17 protein-coding genes are annotated in these 16,862 nt (G+C 72.6%); 8 read left to right on the forward strand and 9 right to left on the reverse strand.

Features of this window, described 5'->3' with window-relative positions; all coding sequences use genetic code 11:
* Positions 1-1,794: AAA domain-containing protein (locus tag ACRDSK_RS15475; RefSeq protein ID WP_431441568.1), on the forward strand; the 1,794-nt coding region annotated here is incomplete at its 5' end.
* Between the two features lie 76 nt (positions 1,795-1,870).
* Positions 1,871-2,200: a hypothetical protein gene (locus tag ACRDSK_RS15480; RefSeq protein WP_431441571.1), complete on the forward strand. Its 330-nt coding sequence runs from the start codon at positions 1,871-1,873 to the stop codon at positions 2,198-2,200.
* A gap of 104 nt (positions 2,201-2,304) precedes the next feature.
* On the opposite strand, the gene ACRDSK_RS15485 is transcribed toward ACRDSK_RS15480, so the two are convergent.
* From ACRDSK_RS15485 to ACRDSK_RS15505, 5 genes are read right to left on the reverse strand one after another with little or no spacing between them, the layout of a single operon-like run.
* Entirely contained in the window at positions 2,305-3,099 is a 795-nt protein-coding gene (locus tag ACRDSK_RS15485; protein ID WP_431441626.1) for an IclR family transcriptional regulator domain-containing protein, read from the reverse strand.
* Positions 3,100-3,645, reverse strand: a complete 546-nt coding sequence (pcaG, locus tag ACRDSK_RS15490) for a protocatechuate 3,4-dioxygenase subunit alpha (RefSeq protein ID WP_431441572.1) — start codon at positions 3,643-3,645, stop codon at positions 3,100-3,102.
* Entirely contained in the window at positions 3,645-4,346 is a 702-nt protein-coding gene (gene pcaH / locus ACRDSK_RS15495) for a protocatechuate 3,4-dioxygenase subunit beta (protein WP_431441575.1), read from the reverse strand. Before pcaH ends, pcaG begins: the two co-directional genes overlap by 1 nt.
* A 6-nt stretch (positions 4,347-4,352) precedes the next feature.
* The gene (locus ACRDSK_RS15500; protein ID WP_431441577.1) at positions 4,353-5,099 is read right to left on the reverse strand and encodes a CoA-transferase subunit beta; all 747 of its coding nucleotides are present in this window, start codon (positions 5,097-5,099) and stop codon (positions 4,353-4,355) included.
* Complete coding sequence (locus ACRDSK_RS15505; protein WP_431441579.1) at positions 5,096-5,911, reverse strand: CoA transferase subunit A; 816 nt, start codon at positions 5,909-5,911, stop codon at positions 5,096-5,098. The genes ACRDSK_RS15500 and ACRDSK_RS15505 overlap by 4 nt, the downstream gene beginning before the upstream one ends.
* Positions 5,912-6,102: 191 nt before the next feature.
* On the opposite strand from ACRDSK_RS15505, the gene ACRDSK_RS15510 reads away from it, so the two are divergent.
* The 6 genes from ACRDSK_RS15510 to ACRDSK_RS15535 all read left to right on the forward strand — a co-directional run bounded on the left by ACRDSK_RS15510 (position 6,103) and on the right by ACRDSK_RS15535 (position 12,415).
* Positions 6,103-7,059 carry an ABC transporter substrate-binding protein gene (locus ACRDSK_RS15510; protein WP_431441581.1) on the forward strand — a complete coding sequence of 319 codons (957 nt, stop codon included), beginning with the start codon at positions 6,103-6,105 and terminating at the stop codon, positions 7,057-7,059.
* A 48-nt stretch (positions 7,060-7,107) separates the two neighbouring features.
* On the forward strand, positions 7,108-8,565 hold the full coding sequence (locus ACRDSK_RS15515) for an aldehyde dehydrogenase family protein (RefSeq protein ID WP_431441583.1): 1,458 nt from the start codon (positions 7,108-7,110) through the stop codon (positions 8,563-8,565).
* Position 8,566: 1 nt separating this feature from the next.
* On the forward strand, positions 8,567-9,754 hold the full coding sequence (locus ACRDSK_RS15520; protein WP_431441584.1) for a 4-hydroxybenzoate 3-monooxygenase: 1,188 nt from the start codon (positions 8,567-8,569) through the stop codon (positions 9,752-9,754).
* Positions 9,751-10,872 (forward strand): 5-methyltetrahydropteroyltriglutamate--homocysteine S-methyltransferase, encoded by a 1,122-nt coding sequence (locus tag ACRDSK_RS15525; protein ID WP_431441586.1) that lies wholly within the window; start codon positions 9,751-9,753, stop codon positions 10,870-10,872. The genes ACRDSK_RS15520 and ACRDSK_RS15525 overlap by 4 nt, the downstream gene beginning before the upstream one ends.
* 31 nt (positions 10,873-10,903) lie before the next feature.
* Entirely contained in the window at positions 10,904-11,485 is a 582-nt protein-coding gene (locus tag ACRDSK_RS15530) for a TetR/AcrR family transcriptional regulator (RefSeq protein WP_431441588.1), read from the forward strand.
* An 81-nt stretch (positions 11,486-11,566) separates the two neighbouring features.
* A complete protein-coding gene (locus tag ACRDSK_RS15535; RefSeq protein WP_431441589.1) occupies positions 11,567-12,415 on the forward strand; it encodes an alpha/beta fold hydrolase in 849 nt (282 codons plus the stop codon).
* Here the strand turns inward: ACRDSK_RS15535 and ACRDSK_RS15540 are convergent.
* The 4 genes from ACRDSK_RS15540 to ACRDSK_RS15555 are packed head-to-tail and all read right to left on the reverse strand — an operon-like array spanning position 12,378 to position 16,778.
* On the reverse strand, positions 12,378-13,502 hold the full coding sequence (locus ACRDSK_RS15540; protein WP_431441591.1) for an amidohydrolase family protein: 1,125 nt from the start codon (positions 13,500-13,502) through the stop codon (positions 12,378-12,380). The two genes, ACRDSK_RS15535 and ACRDSK_RS15540, sit on opposite strands and share 38 nt — an antisense overlap.
* On the reverse strand, positions 13,499-14,809 hold the full coding sequence (locus ACRDSK_RS15545; protein ID WP_431441593.1) for a glutamine synthetase: 1,311 nt from the start codon (positions 14,807-14,809) through the stop codon (positions 13,499-13,501). Before ACRDSK_RS15545 ends, ACRDSK_RS15540 begins: the two co-directional genes overlap by 4 nt.
* 14 nt (positions 14,810-14,823) lie before the next feature.
* Positions 14,824-15,588 carry an NAD-dependent epimerase/dehydratase family protein gene (locus ACRDSK_RS15550; protein ID WP_431441595.1) on the reverse strand — a complete coding sequence of 255 codons (765 nt, stop codon included), beginning with the start codon at positions 15,586-15,588 and terminating at the stop codon, positions 14,824-14,826.
* Positions 15,589-15,596: 8 nt separating this feature from the next.
* Positions 15,597-16,778: a CynX/NimT family MFS transporter gene (locus ACRDSK_RS15555; RefSeq protein WP_431441597.1), complete on the reverse strand. Its 1,182-nt coding sequence runs from the start codon at positions 16,776-16,778 to the stop codon at positions 15,597-15,599.
* Positions 16,779-16,862 lie beyond the last annotated feature (84 nt).

Raw genomic sequence — 16,862 nt, forward strand, 5'->3', positions numbered from 1 at the left:
CCGTGCGTGCGCGCGTTGCGCGAGGCCGCGCGCCGTCGCGACCCGGACGACTACGCGGTGGCGCACAAGCGGTTGGAGCGCCTGCACGAGGTGCGCCGGCTGGTGTTGCGGCGCGACGCGCTGGCCGCGCGGGTGCCGTCGCGGCTGCGCACCGCGGTCGAGGCCAGTCCCGTCGAGTCCACTTGGGACGACCGACTCGCGTCGTTCGCCGACGCGTGGGCGTGGGCGGCGGCCGGCGCTTGGGTGCTGGACCAGGGCGCGGCGGACGTCAACGCGCTGCAGGCGGAGATCGGGCTGACCGAGCAGCGGATCCGCGGTGAGGTCGAGCAGCTGGCGGCGACGCGGGCGTGGGGCCACGCGGTGTCGCCGGACCGGCTGACCGGGCAGGCGCGGGCGAACCTGGAGCACTACGCGTACCTGGTGCGGCGGCTGGGCAAGGGCACCGGCCGGTACGCGCCGCAGCGGCGGGTCGAGGTGCGCCAGGCGATGGACCGCTGCCGGCCGGCCGTGCCGGTGTGGATCATGCCGGTCTACCGGATCGCGGAACAGCTGCAGATCCGGCGCGACATGTTCGACGTGGTGATCGTCGACGAGGCGTCACAGGCCGGCCTGGAGGCGACGTTCCTGCAGTACCTGGCGCCGCGGATGGTCGTGATCGGCGACGACAAGCAGGTCTCGCCGTCCGCGGTCGGGGTGGACCAGCAGCAGCTGCGCGACCTCGCCGGCCAGTACCTGGCCGACGATCCGTACCGGTCCGCGTGGCAGGACCCGCAACGCAGCCTCTTCGACGAGGCGAAGATGCGCTTCCGCGGGCTGCTGACGCTGACCGAACACCGGCGGTGCGTGCCGGAGATCATCGCGTTCTCGAACCGAGTCGCCTACGAGCCGGACGGGATCCGGCTGGTGCCGGTGCGCCAGTACGGCGCCGACCGGCTGGAGCCGGTTCGTCCCGTGTACCTGCCGGACGGGCACGTGGTGGGCACGACGAACAAGGTCAACCCGGTCGAGGTCGAGGCCATCGTCGAGCAGCTGGAGAAGTGCGTCGCGGACCCGCGCTACGACGACCTGACGTTCGGCGTGATCTCGCTGTTGGGCAGCGCGCAGGCGAAGGCGATCGAGCGGCGGCTGCTGGAGCGGATCGCGCCGGAGGACTGGGCGGCGCGGCGGATCCAGTGCGGCGACTCGGCGGACTTCCAGGGTGCCGAGCGCGACGTGATGTTCCTGTCGATGGTGGCGGCGGGGCCGGCGCAGGTGCCGCTGACGCGGGAGCTGTTCGTGCAGCGGTACAACGTGGCGGCGTCGCGGGCGCGGGACCAGATGTGGCTGTTCCACTCGATCCCGCCCGGCTCGCTCGACAACGCCGAGGACATGCGGTTCCAGCTGCTCGACCACTGCTACGGGGTGGTGTCGGCGCCGTCGTCGGCGTACCTGACGCTGCCGAGCCCGCCGGACACGCTCGTGGAGCCGTTCGACTCGCTGTTCACCCAGCACGTGGCGAACGAGCTCGTGTCGCTCGGGTACTCGGTGGTGCCGCGGTATCCGGTCGACTCGGTGCTGCTGGACCTGGTGGTCGTCGGCGCGAGGTCGCGGCTGGCCATCCTGTGCGAGGGCGACGAGTGGCGCGGCGCGGCGGCGTACGAGCGTGACCTGGCCCGACAGCGTGACCTGGAGCGGTGCGGGTGGCGGTTCTTCCGGATCCGCGCGTCGTCGTTCTACGTGTCGCCGGAGGCGGTGCTGGACCGGTTGACGGCGACGCTGGGCCAGCTGGACATCCAGCCGCGGGCCCACCACTAGGGGGCGAACCCGGAATCCTCCCGGATTTGTACTGTTTGCCCTGGCAGATCGGGGTGTCGGGGGTGACTCTGGAGGTATGAGTCACGAGTTGAGCAGCGCGGACCTGCGGGCCATCGCACGCCTGGCCGACGACCCGGCGAGTCGCTACGAGCTGTCCGCGGAGGTCACGATCATCGTCCACGACCTGGACGCCCTCCGCGCAGCCGCACGCCGGGCCTTCGACCACGGCCGCTTCGCGAGCGAGGCGGACCGCGCCCGAGCCTGGGCCGCAATCGAGAACAACCCGACAGGCCTGATCTCCCAAGCGATCGACTTCGCCCGGCTGACGGAGGACATCCCCGGCATCCTCGGCCACACGGCGGACTGGAGAGTCAAGCCCGCCCAGCCCGCCTCCCCGGAATTTTGAGTGTTGGTTTACGTTCCGGCGAATGGTGCGGTTACGGGGTTGATCGTGGCCAAGTCGCGTCACGGTCCCCCGAGGTTGCGTTGATCGGTGCTCGACGCGGCGGGTCAGGAACGGCGGGTGCGGGACGGTAGGTCGGCCTCCACGTGGGCGGCGGCCTTCAGCAGTGGTGGCAGGAGGTCTCGGCGCATGGACTCCAGTGAGGTTCGGCTTGCGTGGGCCGAGACGTTCAGCGCCGCCACCACCTTGCCCGTTCGGTCGCGGATCGGGGCCGCCAGCGCGCGCAGGCCCTCCTCCAGCTCCTGGTTCACCAGCGCCCAACCCTGCGCGCGGACCTTCGCCACCTCGCCCCGCAACGCCGTCACCGACGTGACCGTCCGCGCGGTCAGCGGCGACAGCCGCACTGAGGACAGGTACGAACTCAGGTCCGGTTCCGGCAGGCCGGCCAGCAGCACCCGACCCATGGACGTCGCGTACGCGGGGAAGCGGGTGCCGACCGAGATCGAGACCGTCATGATGCGGCTCACCGGCACGCGGGCCACGTAGACGACGTCGTGACCGTCCAGCACGGACACCGACGACGACTCGTTCACCTCGCTGACCAGCGCCTCCAGGTGCGGCTCCGCGACCTCCGGCAGCGACAGGCTCGACAGGTACGCATACCCCAGCTCGAGCACCTTCGCGGTCAGCGAGAAGAACCGGCCGTCCGACCGGACGTACCCGAGCGACGCCAGCGTGAGCAGGAACCGCCGGGCGACGGCTCGCGTCAGGCCGGTCACCGCGGCCACCTCGCTCAGCGTCAGCTCCGAGTGCTCGTGGTCGAACGCGCGGATCACCGTCAACCCGCGCTCCAGCGACTGCACGAAGTCCGGCCCACGCCTCGCCACGCCACCCCCACTCAGCTACACACTGAAAAACACTGTCTCACGCTCACCCTGCAGCCGGATGTCGAACGTGTACCCGTCCGCGGCCGGCACCGCCACCAGCGTGCCACGCAACGGTTCCGGGACCGACGCCAGCACCGGATCGTCCACGTTGGACGGCTCGTCCGCCAGGTACACCCGGGTCACCACGCGGTCGAGCAGGCCACGTGCGAAGACCGACAGGTCGAGGTGCGGCGCCTGGCGCCGACCGTCCGCGGCGGGGACCGGGCCGGGCCGCACGGTCCGGACACCCCACCGGCCGTCGGCGTCGGTGGCGCAGCGGCCGAAGCCTCGGAAGCCCGACACCGCCCCGCGCGGGTCGTCCGGATGGTCGAACCGGCCGTCGGGCGAGGCCTGCCAGGTCTCGATCAGCGCGTCCGGCACCGGCTCGCCGGCTCCGTCGTACACGGTGCCGCGCAGCCAGAACGCGCCCGGCGCGTCCGCGGCCACCACGAACGGACCGTCCTCCCACGTCAGCGCGTGCGAGAAGAACGGGCCCACGGTCTGCGAGGGCGTGAGCTCCACTAGGCCTCCACCGGCGTCTGGTCCCGACCGCGCAGGAAGATGTCGAACCGGTACGCGAGCGCCCACTCCGGCACGGTCTCCGACAGGTCGAACGAGGAGACCATCCGGTGCCGGGCCGCGGCGGGGACCGCGTTGTAGATCGGGTCCTGACCGAACAGCGGGTCGCCCGGGAAGTACATCTGGGTCACCAGGCGCTGCACGAAGGCGCGGCCGAACAGCGAGAAGTGGATGTGCTGTGCCCGCCAGGCGTTCTCGTGGTTGCGCCACGGATAGGCGCCCGGCTTGAGCGTCACGAACCGGAAGCCGCCCGCGGAGTCGGTGACGCACCGGCCGACACCGGTGAAGTTCGGGTCCAGCGGCGCGGGATGCTGGTCGCGCACATGGGCGTACCGGCCGGCCGAGTTCGCCTGCCACAGCTCGACGAGCGTGTCCGGCACCGCGCGGCCGTCGCTGTCGAGGACCCGTCCGTGCACGATGATCCGCTCGCCCAACGGCTCGCCGTCGTGCTGTCTGGTGAGGTCCGCGTCCGACGGGAGCACCCGCCCCTCCCCCAGCGCCGGCCCGGTGATCTCGGTGAGCGAGTGGGCCAGCGGCAGTGGCTCGCGGCTCGGCGCGCGCAGCACGGTCGAGCCGTACTCCGGCGACCGCAGCGGCGGGTGCGTGCCGCCGGGGTCGCGCCGGTAGCCAACGAGATCCGTCATGTCCTGCTAGCCCTCCACGAGCCGGCGCAACACCGCCAGCTCCTCGTCCGTCGGCGGCTCGGTGACCGCCACCTCGTCGGCGACCGTGAGACCCCAGCCCGTCGCGGCGCGCACGTCGGAGACCGTCACCCCCGGGTGTACCCGGGTCAGCGTCAGCTCACGCGTGACCGGAGCCGGCTCGAGCACGCCGAGATCGGTGACCACGCGGACGGGACCACGACCGCGCAGGCCCAGCTTCTCCCGGTGGTCGTGGCCGTCGCCGTAGCCGACCGACGTGACGAAGTCGATCCGGTCCACGAAGGTCCGCGGCCCCTGCCGAACCATGAGGAACACCTCGCGGCAGGACGCGGCGATCTCCGGCGCGCCGCCGGACCCGGGCAGCCGCACCCGCGGGTGGGCGTAGTCGTCGCCGATGACCGTGGTGTTCAGGTTGCCGTAGCGATCCAGCTGGGCCGCGGACAGGAAGCCGACGTCGATCCGGCCGGGTTGGAGCCAGTAGTTGAACACCTCCGGCACGCTCACCACCGCGTCGGCGGTCTCCGCGAGCTCACCGTCCCCGATGGACAGTGGCAGCCGGGTCGGCTTGGCCCCGATCGCGCCGGACTCGTAGACCAGCACCAGGTCCGGCGCGTGCACCCGACGGGCCAGGTTGGCCGCGGTGGAGGGCAGCCCGATGCCGACGAAGCAGGACGTCCGGCCCGCCAGGGACCGCGCGGCCTCGACGACCATCATCTCTTCAGCCGTCCAGGTCATGGCTGCACCGGCTCGTAGATCGTCTCGTCCAGCCAGGCGGTGAACCGGTCGCGGTCGCGACTCACCGCGTCCCACGCCCGGTAGGCGCCGTTGTCCCGCTCGTAGTAGCCCTGCGCGTAGGACGGCCGCGCCCCGCCCGGCACCACCGCCACCGCCGACACCACCCAGGACGGCAGCACGACCGCGTCGGGCACCGGCTCCAGCGCGTCCACGAGCTCCTCGACCGTCACCAGCGACCGCCGCGCGGCCAGCACCGCCTCCTTCTGCACGCCGGCCAGGCCCCACAGCTGCACGTTGCCGCGCCGGTCCGCGCGCTGGGCGTGCACGACGGCCACGTCCGGCCGCAGCGCCGGCACCGCGGCCAGCTCCTCGCCGGTGAACGGGCAGGTGACCGTGCGGATGGTGTCGGTGTGCTTGGCGAGGTCGGTGCCCTGGTACCCGCGCAGCACGGCGAACGGCAGGCCCGACGCGCCGGCCACGTACCGGTTCGCCATTCCCGCGTGGCTGTGCTCCTCCAGCTCCAGCGGCGCGGGCCAACCGTTCTCCACCGCGTCCCGCAGGCGGTGCAGCGAACCGACGCCGGGGTTGCCGCCCCAGGCGAACACCAGCTTGCGCGCGCAGCCGGCGCCGATCAGCTGGTCGTACACGATGTCCGGGGTCATCCGGACGAGCGTCAAGTCGCGGCGGCGTTGCCGGATGATCTCCTGCGCCGCCCGCACGGGGATCAGGTGAGTGAAGCCCTCCAGCGCGACCGTGTCCCCGTCCCGGACGAGCTCGGCGATCCCGTCAGCCAGCTCCACGAGCTCCGCCACTCACACCTCCCGAGTCCGCAGGTGTACGCGATGCGAACAAACGTTCTCTTGTCGAACGATAGGTACTCCGGTCACCGCCCGTCAACGGTTGACGCTGCTCCGCTGTACATCTACGTTCGCGACGAGAACGAGTGTGCGATCGCCGAACAGCTGACGTCGATCCGGCCACCTGAGTACAGGGAGTCCCGCCGATGCGCCGACATCTCGCAGTTCTCCTCCTGTCGACCGCCCTTCTCGCCACCTCGTGCAGCGCGGAGGACGGCGAGGCGCTGGCACCGAGCCTGCGCCGGCCGGACCAGGTCACGGTCGGAGTCATCCCGATCCTCGACGTGGCACCGATCTACCTCGGGCAGCGGGAGGGCTTCTTCCTGGAGCGCGACATCAAGCTGAACCTCAAGTCGGAGGTGGGCGGCGCGGACGTCATCCTGGGAGTGATCTCCCAGAAGTACCAGATCGGCTTCAGCAACGTGACCTCCCTGCTGCTCGCGCAGTCGAACGGCGTGCCGGTCAAGATGGTGTCCAACGGCTGCAACTCCACCGGCACGGAGGGCGACTTCGCCGCGCTGATGGTCCGCGGGGACAGCCCGATCAAGTCACCGGTAGACCTCGAAGGCAAGACCGTCGCGACGAACACGCTCCAGAACATCGTGGACACGAGCGTGCGCGCGTCGGTGCGCAACGCCGGCGGCGACCCGAAGAAGGTCAAGTTCGCCGCGGTGCCGTTCCCCGAGATGCCGGCCGCGCTGCAGGAAGGCCAGGTGGACGCGGTGTTCGTGGTCGAGCCCTTCCAGCAGGCGGTGCTGGCCGACGGCGGCCGCAAGGTCGCCTCGAGCTACGTCGACACGGCGCCGAACCTGACCGTGGCCACCTACTTCACCGGACTGAAGCAGCAGGTCGACAACCCCGACCTGATCCGGCGGTTCGCCGACGCCATGGCGGAGTCGCTGGCCTACGCCGACTCCCACCCGGACGAGGCGCGGGCGATCATCAGCACCTACACCGAGATCGATCCGGCGGTCATCGACAAGCTGACGCTGCCCAAGTGGCCCGCGAAGGTGAACCGGGAGTCGATGCAGACCCTCGCCGACCTGGCGCTCGAGGACGGGCTCCTGAAGGAGCCTGCGTTCGTGGACGCCCTTTTCCCCTGATCGAGGGGCGCGCAGACTGAGCAGGCCAAGCAGGAAGGGCGGTGCGCGATGACGGCCGTGTTGGATCCCGGCACCTTCGCCGGCAGTGTCTACAGTGGAGGGTGGATTCCGGCACACGGCGGCATCGCGCCGATCGTGGCGCCGGCCACCGGCGCGGAGCTGGGCACGACCGGCGTCGCCGACGCGGACGACGTCGCGGAGGCGTGCTCCGCCGCGGCCACCGCGCAGCGGGACTGGGCGGCGGCGTCGTTCGCCGACCGCGCGGCGGTGCTGCGTCGCGCGGGCGCGCTGATCGAGGAGCACGCCGAGGAGCTGCGCGGCTGGGTCGTCCGGGAGACCGGCGCGATCACCGGGCTCGCCGCGTTCGCGGTCGGCGTGGCCGCGCAGGAGTGCTACGAGGCGGCGGCGCTCGCGTCCAGACCGCCGGGCGAGATCCTGCCCACGACCGAGCAGCGGTTGTCGCTGCTGCGCCGGGTGCCGGTGGGCGTGGTCGGCGTGATCTCTCCGTTCAACGTGCCGCTGATCCTGTCGACGCGTTCGGTCGCGCCGGCGCTCGCGCTGGGCAACGCCGTGGTGCTCAAGCCCGACCTGCGCACGCCGGTCAGCGGCGGCTTCGCCATCGCCCAGCTGCTCGCCCAGGCGGGCCTGCCCGACGGCGTGCTGCACGTGCTGCCGGGCGGCGCCGAGGCGGGCGGCGCGCTCGTCGAGGACCCGTACGTGCGGCTCGTCTCGTTCACCGGCTCCAGCCAGACCGGCCGCGCGGTCGCCGAGCTCGCCGCCCGCCACCTCAAGCGGGTGCACCTGGAGCTCGGCGGGAACTCGGCGCTGATCGTGCTGGACGACGCGGACATCGACCGCGCGGTGTCGGCCGCCGCGTGGGGGTCCTACCTGCACCAGGGCCAGATCTGCATGACCACCGGCCGGCACCTCGTGCACGAGGAGGTCGCCGACTCCTACGTGGAGGCGCTGGCCGCGCACGCGCAGGCGCTGCCGGTCGGCGACCCCACCGGCGAGGTGGCGCTCGGCCCGCTGATCGACGCGACCCAGCGGGACAAGGTGCACGAGCTCGTGACGTCCACAGTGGACGCGGGCGCCCGGCTCGCGGCCGGCGGCACCTACGAGGACCTGTTCTACCGGCCGACCGTCCTCGACCGCGTGCGCACCGACATGCCGGCCTACGCCAACGAGGTGTTCGGCCCGGTGGCGCCGATCGTCCGCTTCCGCTCCGTCGAGGAGGCGGTGCGACTCGCCGCGGACAGCACCTACGGGCTGGCGCTGTCGATCCTGACCGCGGACGCGATGCGCGGGCTGGCGCTGGCCGAGCAGATCCCGACCGGCATCGTCCACATCAACGACCAGACGGTGAACGACGAGGCGGTCGCGCCGTTCGGCGGCGTGCTCGACTCGGGCACCGGCGCGCGGTTCGGCGGCTCGGCGAACCTCGACGCGTTCACCGAGTCGCGGTGGATCACCTTGCGCGGCCAGATCCCGGAATACCCCTTCTAGGATGACGCGCACCCAGGTCGCGATCGTCGGCGCCGGACCGGCCGGCCTGCTGCTCGCGCACCTGCTGCACCTGCGCGGCATCGACTCGGTCGTGCTCGAGCGGCACACCCGGGCCTACGTCGAGGCGCGGATCCGGGCCGGCGTGCTCGAGCAGGGCAGCGTCGACCTGCTGACGAAGGTGGGCCTGGCCGACCGGCTGCACGCCGAACGGCTCGTGCACCACGGGCTGGAGCTGCTGTTCGACGACGTCGGCCACCACCTGCCGCTCACCGAGCTGACCGGCCGCGAGCTCACCATCTACGGCCAGCACGAGCTGGTGAAGGACCTGGTGGCGGCCCGGCTGGAGACCGGCCGGCCGCTGCTGTTCGAGGCGGCGGCGGTGGCGATCGAGGGCACCGGCACCGACTCCCCCGTGGTCCGCTACGTCCACAACGGACGGACCGAGGAGCTGCGCTGCGACGTGGTGGCCGGCTGCGACGGCTTCCACGGGGTGAGCCGGCCCGCGGTGCCGGCCGGGGTGCTGACGGAGTACTCCCACGAGTACCCGTACGCGTGGCTGGGCGTGCTGGCCGAGGTGCCGCCCTCGGCCGAGGAGCTGATCTACGCCTCGCACGACCGCGGGTTCGCGCTGCACAGCATGCGCTCCCCCACGCTGACCCGGCTGTACCTGCAGGTGGCGCCGGACGAACCGGTCGACGAGTGGCCCGACGAGCGGATCTGGGCCGAGCTGCGCACGCGGCTGGGCCGCACCGCCGGCTTCGACCTGCACGACGGGCCGATCGTGGACAAGGCGGTCACCGGACTGCGCAGCTTCGTCGTCGAGCCGATGCGCCACGGCCGGCTCTTCCTCGCCGGCGACGCCGCGCACATCGTGCCGGCCACCGGGGCGAAGGGCCTGAACCTCGCGGTCGTGGACGTGGCGGTGCTCGCGTCGGCTCTCGGCCGCTTCTTCGCCGACGGCGACGAGTCCGGCCTGGAGTCCTATTCGGACACGTGTGTGTCCCGGGTGTGGCGGGTACAGCACTTCTCGTGGTGGATGACCGCCATGCTGCACCGCGCGCCGGACGCGGACCCGTTCACCCGCCGGCTGCAGCTGTCCCAGCTGCGCTACCTGACCAGCTCGACCGCCGCGGCCACGTCGTTCGCCGAGAACTACGTCGGCCTGCCGTTCCCGGAAGGAGCCACATGACCACCAACGACCTTCCTCCGTTCCGCGCCGACCACGTCGGCAGCCTGCTGCGCCCGGCGAAGTTGCTGGCCGCACGGGAGGATCGCGCGGCCGGGCGGATCTCCCCCGAGGAGCTGCGCGCGGTCGAGGACGAGGCGGTCCGCGAGGTCGTGGCGATGCAGGCCGAGGTCGGCCTGCGCTCGGCGACCGACGGCGAGTTCCGGCGCACCTCGTGGCACATGGACTTCATCTACCGCCTCGGCGGCATCGGGCAGTCCGACGAGTCGATCAAGGTACGGTTCCGCAACGCGGACGGGCAGCTCGAGTTCAGCACCGCGGCGTTGCATGTGGACGGTCCGGTTCGGTTGCGGGAGACCATCTTCGCCGACGACTTCACGTTCCTGAGCTCCGTGGCCGGCGACGTGGTGGTCCCGAAGCTGACGATTCCGTCGCCGAGCATGGTCCACTACCGGGGCGGCCCGGCCGCGTTGGACCCGGCCGTCTACCCCGACGAGGACCTGTTCTGGGCGGACCTGTCCGAGGCCTACGCGCAGCAGGTCGGCGCTGTGGCCCAGCTGGGCTGCCGCTACCTGCAGCTCGACGACACGAGCCTGGCCTACCTGAACGACCCCGCGCAGCGGGCCGTGCTCGCCGCGCGCGGCGACGACGCCGAGCACCAGCACCTGCGCTACATCAAGCAGATCAACACCGCGCTCGCGGGCCGGCCGGACGGGCTGCGCGTGACGACCCACATGTGCCGAGGCAACTTCCGGTCCTCGTGGGCGGCGGAGGGCGGCTACGACTTCGTCGCGGAGGCACTGTTCTCCGAGCTCGCGGTGGACGGCTTCTTCCTGGAGTACGACGACGCGCGGTCCGGCTCGTTCGCGCCGCTGCGGTTCGTGCCGCCGGGCAAGCAGGTGGTGCTGGGCCTGATCACGACGAAGCGGGGCGAGCTGGAGTCGAAGGACGACATCAAGCGCCGCATCGACGAGGCGGCGAAGTACGTGCCGCTGGAGCAGCTGTGCCTGTCCCCGCAGTGCGGCTTCTCCTCGACCGTCGAGGGCAACACCCTCACCTACGACGAGCAGGTCGCCAAGCTCGCGCTGATCGTCGAGATCGCCGCCGAAGTCTGGGACTGAAACAACCGAACGGTCGTGCTATTCTACGATGGTGAGCAAGGGTGAGGCCACCCGGGAGACGATCCTGGACGCGGCCGGCGAGCTGGTCCGCACGGTCGGCTTCGCCGGCATGTCCATCGGCACGCTCGCGACCAGCACCCGGCTCTCCAAGAGCGGGCTGTACGCGCACTTCAAGTCCAAGGAGACGCTGCAGCTCGAGGTCCTCGAACACGCCAAGGCCCGGTTCCTGCACGAGGTCGTGATCCCGGCGGTCGCCGCCCCGCGCGGGGAGCCGCGGGTGCGGGCCATGTTCGAGAACAAGCTGCGCTGGAACTCCCAGCCCGGCGGCTGCATCTTCGTCGCAGCCGCGAGCGAGCTCGACGACCAGCCCGGCCCGGCGCGCGACCGGGTCGTGCGCGACCAGCGCGACTGGCTGGACTCGCTGGCCCAGGTGTTCGGCACCGGCATCACCGAAGGGCACTTCCGTGCCGACGCCGACCCGGAGCAGCTCGCCTTCGAGCTGGACGGCGTGATGCTCTCCTACCACCATTGCAAGCGCCTGCTCGGCGACGGGACCGCCGAGAGCCGCGCCCGCACGGCGTTCGAGTCCCTCCTGGCCCGCGCTCGGGCCTGACCCCACCTCTTCTCCTTCGGAAGGGCAGACATGTCGGCACAAAAAAGCACGATCGTTCGTTTCCTGACTGGTGCCCGCTTCGTGGCGACACGGACCGCGTTCGGCACCCTCGAGCGGGTCGCCCCCGCCGTCGGCGCTCGCTGGGCGGAACGACTCTGGCTGCGTATCCCGCCCTACCGCGGCAGACCCGCGGAGATGATCCCGCCCGGCCAGACGGTCGAGGTGTCGGTCGGCGGGCGCCGCGTGGTCAGCCACGCGTGGGGCAGCGGGCCGGTCGTGTACCTGGTGCACGGCTGGGGCGGCCACCGCGGCCAGCTGCGCGCCTACCTCCGCCCGCTGCTCGACGCCGGCTACCGGGTGGTCGCCTTCGACGCGCTCGGCCACGGCGACTCGGACCCCGGCGAGCTCGGGCCGGGACGCACGACGATCCCGGAGATGGCCGCCGCGCTCCGAGCGGTGGTGGCCGAACATGGCCCCGCGCACGCGATCATCGCGCACTCGCTGGGCGCCAACTCGACGTTCTACGCGCTGCGCCGCGGCGTGGCCGCGGGCCGGCTGGTGTTCCTGGCCCCGATGACCCAGCCGACGCCCTACACGGCGCTGTTCGCCGCGATGCTCGGCTTCGACAAGCGGATCCGCACTCGGATGATGGCGCGAGTGGAGCGTCGCGTGGGCGAGCCGTGGGCGGCGTTCGACATCCCGAGCCAGGTGGCCGACATCGTCGCGCCGCCGCTGCTCACCGTGCACGACCCGAACGACCGGGAGACGCGCTACGCGGACAGTGTGGCGCTGCGCAAGGCGTGGCCGGGGGCCGAGCTGGTGACGGTCAAGGACCTGGGCCACTGGCGGCTGCTGCGTGATCCGGCGACCGTGTCCCGCGCGGTCACGTTCGTCACCTCGGGTCCGGTCCGGCAGCGAGCCGCGAGCTGAGCCGGCGCGCGTTGCCGGCCCCGAAGTCCTCGGCGAGCCGCTCGGCGTCCCCACGGGTGATCGCCCCGTCGGCGAGCCACTCGTCGAGCAGGCGGCCGAGGTGGTGTCGCCATAGGACGGCGCCCACGTGGTGACGCTCGGGCAGGTCGCAGCCGTCGGAGGAGTAGAGCAGCGACTCGAACGGCGCGAGCTCGAGCGTCTCGGCGAGCACGGCCCCGGCCCGCTGCCCGGCGAACCCGAGCGTGAGCCCGAGGTCGACCCACACGTGGCCGAAGGCGTGCGCGAGGTAGGCGGCGTTGCGGTGGAAGGGCCAGCAGTGCAGGAGCACGACGTCGGCCGGGGTGGTGCGGACGAAGTCGGTGAGCAGCAACGGGTCGGCGTCGCGCAGGTGCAGGTCGGGGTCCCCGAACCCGGTGTGGAACTGCAGCGGCAGCCCGAGCTCGGCGGCGACGCGAGCCGCCTCGTGGACGAGCCAGGCGTGCAGGACGTGGTTGCGCAGCCGCGTGATACCCGACCGGAGCCAGTCGTCCGCCGCGGCGCGGACGGCCACGTGCGACGGCGGATCCGCGGGCAGTGCCAGCCCCGAGCGGTACGCGATGACCGACTTGAAGGCGACCGCGCTTCCCGCCCGCTCCCGCAGCCCGGCGCGGATGCCGTCGAGCAGGGCGACCGGCGTGTCGGCGCCCGAGGACGCGACCGACTCGGCGACCTGCTCGATCCGGACGACCTCGTGCCCGGTGCCGCCGCCCAGCTCCGCCAGCTCACCGGGGGTGGTGTCGCCGCCGTAGCCGGTGTCGACGAACCAGTCCGCCACCCCGGCGGCGCGCAGCAGCCGGGTCGCGGCCTCCCGCCAGCCGAGCTCGGTCCGGCGCGCCAGGTACTCCTCCGGGGTGGCGTGCGCGGGCAGGTCCAACACGGGCGCGCACCAGCGCCGCACGGCCAGGCCGAGCATCGAACGCCACGGGTCCCGCCCGCCCGGGTCGGGCGCCTCGGTCAGGCCCGCGGCGAAGTCCGCCGCCGGCAGGTCGCGGGCGAAGACGCCGTGGCAGTGCTGGTCGACGAGCCGCACGCCGTCGGTGGCGCTCACCAGCGGCGCCGGACCGCGTCCGCCAGGGCCGCGGTGTCCAGCTCCGCGCAACGCTTCGCCTCCGCGCGGCGGACCGTCACGATCGCGTCGTGCTGCTCGGGCCCCAGTGCCGCGGCGAGCACCGCGGACGAGGCGAGCGCGTCGGCGGCGGCCGCCGCGGTAGTCGGCAGGCGGTGGACGCCGGCCGCGTCCCGGGCGTCGTCGGCCAGCAGGGCCGGGTCGCCGGCGACGGGGTCCGGCAGGCGCAGCTCGTCCGCGACGCCGGCCAGGCCGGCCGCGATCACACAGCCCACGAGCAGGTACGGGTTCGCCGTCGCGTCGAAGCACTTGAGCTCGGCGTTCGCCGACTCCTCGGTGCCGGCGATCATCCGCAACGCCGTCTCCCGCGTCTCGTGGCCCCAGCACTGCCACACGCCGGCCCAGCGCGAGGGCTGCAGCCGCAGGAAGCTCGCCGGGTGGCCGGCGCCGATCGCCACCAGCGCGGGCAGCTCCCGCAGCACCCCGGCGAGGAACGCCGAGCCCGGCGGCCGCAGGTCCGCGAGCGTGTTGCCGTCGGCGTCGTGCACCGACAGGTGCAGGTGACCGCCCGAGCCGGCGCCGGCCGGGTCCACGGTCGGGGCGAACGTGGCGCGCCAGCCGTGCGCGAGGCTGCGCGACCGGACGGTGTGGCGGACCAGCACGGCGTCGTCGGCGGCCGCGACCGGGTCGCGCGGTGCCACCGACAGCTCGAGCTGCCCGGTCGCGTACTCCGGGTGGAACTGCTGGACCGCGAGTCCCTGCCGGGACAGGTCCGCCACCAGCGCGGCGGCGTACCCGGCGACCTGCTCCAGGCGGATCTGGCCGTACGCGGGCCCGTCGAACGCCGGCTCGAAGCCGGCCGCGGCGGCCGAGCCGACGATCCACTCGTGCTCGAACGCCATCAGCAGGGTGAGGCCCTGGCGCGCGGCGGCCGCCACCTGCCGATCGGCGAAGGCCCGCTGGCACGCGACGAACGGCTCCAGTGTCTTTGTCAGCTTGTTCGCCGGCGCCCACGCCCAGCCCGGCATGGCCGACAGCGCGACCGCCCGCGTCAGGTCCGGCACCAGCCGCAGGTCGCCGTCCGGGCCGCCGAGGTACTCGCCGGCCACCATGACGTCGTCGGACCCGAACGCCTCGAAGCACGGCGACACGCCGACCCCGTGCGCCACCGCGTCCTCGACCCGGTCCAGCGGCACGGTCTTCACCCGCGTGATGCCGGCATTATCCACAAAGGACAGCTCGAGCATGGTCACGCCGGCCGCGCGCAGCTCGTCGACCTCGGTGGTCATCGGCCCTCCTCGCGTCAGGGTGTGGGATCGCGTGGTGCCCAGCCGAGCTCCGCCTTCGCCTTGGCCAGGCTCATCGTACGTTCGGCGGCGTCGCCGCTGATGGCGTAGGCGTCGAAACCCTTGCCGCGGCGGGCGAGGGCCGCCTCGATGGCCGCGGCCACGTCCCGCGCCGACGTGGCGATCGCACGCTTCATCGCCGGACCGCCGCGCGGCCAGTCCTCGTCCGCGGTCGGGAAGCACAGGCGCAGGCAGACCGCGTCCATCCCCCACTCGACCGTCGCATTGCGACAGACCGCCTCGCCCAGGCGCTTGGCCAGCCCGTAGAAGTCGCTCGCGTCCGGCGGTGTCGTCTCGTCCGGGTAGCGGGCCAGCCGCTCGTCGACCGGCGCCTCCCGGTCCGGCGGCGGCTCCTTGCCGTCCAGCGGGTAGCGGTAGACGGACATGCTGCTCGTGTACACCGCGTGCCGAACGCCGGCCCGGTGCGCGCCGGTCAGCGTCGCGTACATGCCCGGCACGGCGACATCGAGATGCGCCCGCGCGGTGGCCGGGCTCCCCCAGTCCCGCACCGGACCCATCGCCATGAACACCAGCGAGTCGACGCCCTGCGCGAGCGCCGCGACAAGGTCCACGTCGTGCAGGTCGCCGGCGTGGTACTCCACATCGGACACCGGCGCGGCCGGTTCGACCAGGTCGAGCACCCGGATCCGGTGCATGGCCACGAGATGCGGCAACACCATCGACCCGACCAGACCGCAGCCGCCGACGACGAGCAGACGCATGCTGTTCCTCAGACCCTGACGTGCGCGTCCCGGCCGGCGCGCAACCCCACCACAGTGTGCACGGCCGCGAGCCCGGCGAGCACCGCCAGCGGCGCCCGCCAGCCGCCGGTCGCGTCGTGCAACGCGCCGATCGCCACCGGCCCGACCGCGGCGAACAGGTACCCGATCGACTGCCCCATCCCGGCCAGCGACGCCGACGAGCGCGGATCGGCCGCGCGCAGGCTGAAGAACGCGAGCGCGAGGAAGAACAGCGTGCCCGCGCCGACCCCGACGACGGTCGCCCACAGCAGCGACAGGCCGGGCGCGACCAGGAGCCCGAGATAGCCGAGCATCGCGAGCAACGCCCCGCCGGTGGCCACCGGTCGCTGGTCGCGCATCCGGGTGAGCACCAGCGGCACGACGCCGCTCATCACCACGCCGGCGATCTGGTACACGAACAGCATCCAGCCGGCATACTCCTCGCCGGCGCCGGTGCTGACCACGATCGACGGGAACCAGGCGAGCATCGTGTAGAAGCCGCACGCGGACAGCGCCATGAACGCCGAGACCTCCCACGCGAGCGGGGAGCGCCACGGCGCGCGCGGCTTGACGGTCTCGGGCTCCGGTGTCCGGTCGGGCCGGCGCAGCTGTGGCGTCCACACGGCGAGCGCGACCAGCGCCAGCCCGGCCCAGCACCCGAGCGAGGCACGCCAGCCGCCGGGCAGCACGCCGGCCAGCGGCACGGCAACGCCGGCCGCGGTGGACGCGATCACGCCGATCACCGCGGTGTAGACGCCGGTGACCGCGCTGATGTGGTCCGGGAAGTCCCGCTTGATCATGCTCGGCAGCAGCACGTTGGCGACCGCGATCGCGGCGCCCAGCAGCACCGTGCCGGCCCACAGCAGCCCGACCACCGGCAGCGAGCGCAGCACGATGCCGGCGATCAGCGCGACCAGGGCGAGCCAGAGCATCAGGTCGATGCCGAACCGCCGGGCCAGCCGGGGCACCTGCGGCGACACGGCGGAGAACGTGAGCAATGGCAGCGTCCCGATGAACCCGGCCTCGCTCGCGGTCAGGCCGATGTCCCGGCGGATCGTCTCCAGCAGCGGGCCGACGGACGTCAACGCGGCGCGCATGTTGGCGGCGATGAGCAGGAAGCCGACGACGAGCAGCACGCGACGGCCGAGCTGACGTTCCTTAGCAGTCCTCACGACCGTCACCCCGCCAAGGTCTCACACGCGCCGCGACCTCGGCAAATTCCACCCGTGTGGGTGACGTCAGACCCGTCTGCTGGA

Origin of the sequence: Actinophytocola sp. (genome assembly GCF_050699915.1) — a bacterium.
Classification (GTDB): domain Bacteria; phylum Actinomycetota; class Actinomycetes; order Mycobacteriales; family Pseudonocardiaceae; genus Actinophytocola.

Excerpts from the sequence above, each read along its gene's own strand:
- ACRDSK_RS15480 (WP_431441571.1), top strand. The coding sequence starts at position 1,871 with ATGAGTCACGAGTTGAGCAGCGCGGACCTGCGGGCCATCGCACGCCTG.
- pcaH (WP_431441575.1), bottom strand. The coding sequence starts at position 4,346 with ATGACGGATCTCGTTGGCTACCGGCGCGACCCCGGCGGCACGCACCCG.
- ACRDSK_RS15500 (WP_431441577.1), bottom strand. The coding sequence starts at position 5,099 with ATGACCTGGACGGCTGAAGAGATGATGGTCGTCGAGGCCGCGCGGTCC.
- ACRDSK_RS15510 (WP_431441581.1), top strand. The coding sequence starts at position 6,103 with ATGCGCCGACATCTCGCAGTTCTCCTCCTGTCGACCGCCCTTCTCGCC.
- ACRDSK_RS15515 (WP_431441583.1), top strand. The coding sequence starts at position 7,108 with ATGACGGCCGTGTTGGATCCCGGCACCTTCGCCGGCAGTGTCTACAGT.
- ACRDSK_RS15520 (WP_431441584.1), top strand. The coding sequence starts at position 8,567 with ATGACGCGCACCCAGGTCGCGATCGTCGGCGCCGGACCGGCCGGCCTG.
- ACRDSK_RS15525 (WP_431441586.1), top strand. The coding sequence starts at position 9,751 with ATGACCACCAACGACCTTCCTCCGTTCCGCGCCGACCACGTCGGCAGC.
- ACRDSK_RS15545 (WP_431441593.1), bottom strand. The coding sequence starts at position 14,809 with ATGACCACCGAGGTCGACGAGCTGCGCGCGGCCGGCGTGACCATGCTC.
- ACRDSK_RS15550 (WP_431441595.1), bottom strand. The coding sequence starts at position 15,588 with ATGCGTCTGCTCGTCGTCGGCGGCTGCGGTCTGGTCGGGTCGATGGTG.